Origin of the sequence: Arthrobacter sp. CAL618 (genome assembly GCF_000468215.1) — a bacterium.
Classification (GTDB): Bacteria; Actinomycetota; Actinomycetes; order Actinomycetales; family Micrococcaceae; genus Arthrobacter_D.
Genome location: NZ_ASZW01000148.1, coordinates 1 through 3,456, shown reverse-complemented (window position 1 = coordinate 3,456; position 3,456 = coordinate 1). Strand labels below are relative to the sequence as shown.

At 57.7% G+C, this 3,456-nt stretch carries 3 protein-coding genes; 1 reads left to right on the top strand and 2 read right to left on the bottom strand.

Going from position 1 to position 3,456, the window contains the following annotated elements:
- Window positions 1–334 precede the first annotated feature (334 nt).
- Complete coding sequence (locus tag K728_RS0108935; protein ID WP_019483883.1) at window positions 335–538, top strand: cold-shock protein; 204 nt, start codon at window positions 335–337, stop codon at window positions 536–538.
- Window positions 539–870: 332 nt separating this feature from the next.
- Here K728_RS0108935 and K728_RS0108930 read toward each other — a convergent pair whose 3' ends face one another.
- Entirely contained in the window at window positions 871–2,313 is a 1,443-nt protein-coding gene (locus tag K728_RS0108930) for an aldehyde dehydrogenase family protein (RefSeq protein ID WP_024476489.1), read from the bottom strand.
- 50 nt (window positions 2,314–2,363) lie between these two features.
- Window positions 2,364–3,338 (bottom strand): 2-hydroxyacid dehydrogenase, encoded by a 975-nt coding sequence (locus tag K728_RS0108925; RefSeq protein ID WP_035747706.1) that lies wholly within the window; start codon window positions 3,336–3,338, stop codon window positions 2,364–2,366.
- Window positions 3,339–3,456: the final 118 nt, after the last annotated feature.

Below are 3,456 nucleotides of genomic sequence, written 5' to 3'. Positions count from 1 at the left end.
CGTCGTCGCCCGCTGGTCTCGCTACTTGCGATCACGCACCCCTTTCATCGGCACCAACGTGTCGACAGGTTAACTGGGCATCCTGCCCGAATGGTTCCCTCTACCGTGCAGGGTGCGGACCGGCGTCCAAGAGAGCCGGGCGCAGCGCCTGTTTTTACCTTGGGCGAAATCCATGTAGACTCGTACGCAGTTGTAGTGTTGCGCATTTTGTATTTCAAGCGGCGAAACCCAGACGGGCCAGCCGCTTTTTCTGTAGAAGCGGGAAACGAACGCCGCGACTGAAACTACCCGACAGTCGGGATCAGTTTCATATTTCCAGAAGGATGTTTTAAAAATGGCAACAGGTACCGTGAAATGGTTCAACGCTGACAAGGGCTTCGGCTTCATCGAGCCAGAAGATGGCAGCGCCGATGTGTTCGCTCACTTCTCCGCTATCAACTCGAGCGGCTTCAAGTCCCTCGACGAGAACCAGAAGGTTAGCTTTGAGACCGAGCAGGGCCCCAAGGGTCCTCAGGCCGTAAACATCCAGGTCGTCTAGTTCGACTTAGTGGTCAATGACCACTGAAATAGGGCGGGAAGCAATTCCCGCCCTATTTTGCGTTAACGAGTGGATCCCCTTAAGCCCGATCTCCGGGTGTGTCGTGGCGGCGGTAGGCTTGGCGATCCAACCAGCCGCGGGATCCGTCGCCAACCTGCGCCGCCCCTGTTTTCGTGGCCGGTTAGCGCGCTGCTGACATGGTGCTCCCGCCAGGCTGCACCGGTCCCGAGGACATGATCCCGGTTTGGTGTATCGCGCTCCAGCACCCTAAAGCGCCGTCGCACCTAGCATGCGCGGCTGTTGGGAACAGTTACCACCCCGAGGGCAATCCCTTAGTCGGTTCCAGTTGTCGAATAGATGGTGGAAGTACTTGTGAAGAAGTCGCGGGCGGCCGTGCCTTGTTCGCGGGGGCCATAGCTCGATGACTTATTGCCGCCAAAAGGCACGTGTAATTCAGTGTTTGCCGTCGATCGATTGACGTGGAGCATACCGGCGTCCGCTGAATCCAAGAATCTCTCAATCGACCGTTGAGAGTCGGTGATGATTCCGGCCGCGAGCCCGTACTGGGTGTCGTTAGCCAGCGCAATTGCACTATCGACGTCTGGGGCTTCGATGAGGCAAACGACCGGGCCGAAGATCTCTTCCTGGTTGATTCTCATTTGAGAGTGTCCGCCCGCGAAGAGTGTGGGCTCAAAATAGAATCCAGGCGACGCCGACCGTATTTCATGTCCGCCAGCGATCAATTCGGCGCCTTCCGAGACCCCAAGCTCGACGTATTTCCGGACCTGATTGAGTTGTTGCTGGCTTGCCAACGGACCGATGTCGGTTGAAGGATCGAGAGCGTCCCCGACCTTCAACGTTGGGATGCGTGCCGACAGCTGTTCCACCAGCCGTGGATACATTTGCGGGGTCGAGATCACGCGGCTCGTCGCAGTACAGCGCTGACCGGTCGACTTGAATGCGCCGTCGATGATGGCCTCGACGGCAATGGTCAGGTCAGCGTCGTCCAGAACCACCAGGGAATTCTTGCCGCCCATTTCGGCCTGGATCCGTTTTGCGCCATGCGAGATGCAATCGGCGGCGATCTCCGCACCGACAAAGCTTGAACCCGTGAACGTCACGGCGTTGAGCCTCGATGAAGTCGTGATAGCTTTCCCGACCACACTCCCGCTGCCCATGACCATGTTGAACACGCCATCCGGCAGACCGGCCTCAGAAATGATTTTTGTCAGTGCCCACGCCGAAGAGGGCACCAACTCCGCGGGCTTGAAGACTACGGTGTTGCCGTATGCAAGCGCAGGTGCGATCTTCCAAGCGGGTATTGCCAGCGGGAAGTTCCACGGGGTAATTATTCCTACGGTTCCGACTGGGTTGCGCCGGGTCTGTATCAGAGTCTTAGGGAGAGCCGAAGAGTAGGTTTCTCCCTGGGCGTGCTCGATAGCTGATGCATAGTAGTGGAACGTGTTTCCCGCACGCCCCGCCTCGGCGATTCCCTCCCTTACGGGTTTACCCTCCTCGCGAGATAGGGCCGCACCCAGTTCATCCTTCCGGGCAAGCAGGGCATTACCGATATTTCGGAGCACACTGATGCGTTCCGACGGGGGATAGGCGCGCCAGATTGACTGCGCGGCGACCGCAGACTCGATGGCACTATTCGTATCGTCAGCGTCAGCTGACGCATACATACCAATTTCGTCGTTCGTATCCGACGGGTTTACGTTGGTCGTGAAATTTCGCCCCGTCCAACGTCCTCCGATGTAGTTTTCATACTGCATAGTGGCTGCTCCTGGCTTTCGATGGGACGGGTGAGGGCTATGTCTTGAGGTCAAGCTGATGGCTCTGGGTGACTGTGCGAATCGCTGACATGGTCACGAACGTTATCGACCACCATCTCGAGCATTGCGGCGAAGGCTTCGGGGGTGTGGTATCCCTGATGGGGGCTAAGGACCACGTTATTCAATTTCAGGAGCGGATTGTCCTGTAGGGGCGGTTCGGTAATGAATACGTCGAGGCCCGCCGACAGCACACCGTCGGTTAGCCGCCGTTCGAGGGCACCTTCTTCAATCAACTCAGCACGGGCAGTGTTGATAAGAATGGCACCCCTTTTCAGTAGGTCGAGCATCGATCCGGTAATCATCCCGTTAGTCTGCTCGTTCAACTCAAGATGCAGGCTGACGACATCCGATTCCTTCAGGAGATCATTCAGTGGCTTGAATTGCACTCCCGGTGCGCCCCCGGCAGGTGGGGACCTGGTCCACACGAGCACCCGTGTCCCTAGAGCGTTGAGCAGAGACGCAGTGTGGGCACCGATGTCACCGTAGCCGATTATTCCAACCGTCTTTCCTGCCAGCTGTGTTCCGGGGCTAAACGGGCGCCAGCGATTTTCGCGCACATGCCGGTCTCCCTCAGAAATGCGGCGAGCGACTCCAAAGAGTAGGGCTAACACATGCTCGGAAACCGCTGCTGTTCCGTAGCCGGGTGTGACGGCAATTTTGATCCCTCGGCTTGCGGCCAGGGGCAGATTCACGAAGTTGGCAGCGCCCTGGCCGACGAAGCAAACTAGCTCAAGCTTCGGAGCCCGACGGAGAACCAGATCAGGCAAAGCACCACCGATAATGACAATTTCAGCATCGTCGACGACTGAAAGGAACTTCGATGGCGAGGCGGGTGTTCCGTAATGCACATCCAACATCGTTAGGTCATTCAGCCGTTGTAACTGGCCGGCGTCGCGCATAGCCCTGATACTGCCTTCATTCGCATCCGCGTAGACGGCCCTTGGAGAACCGGTTCTATCAGTCATCAGCCACCATCACAGGATTGCCTCGATGCGGGGCAGGGGCAGGCGCGTGACGAACTAGACCCCCCGTAGATTGCTCAGCATGTAGCATGTTAGTCAACATATAGGCTGACCCAGGCGG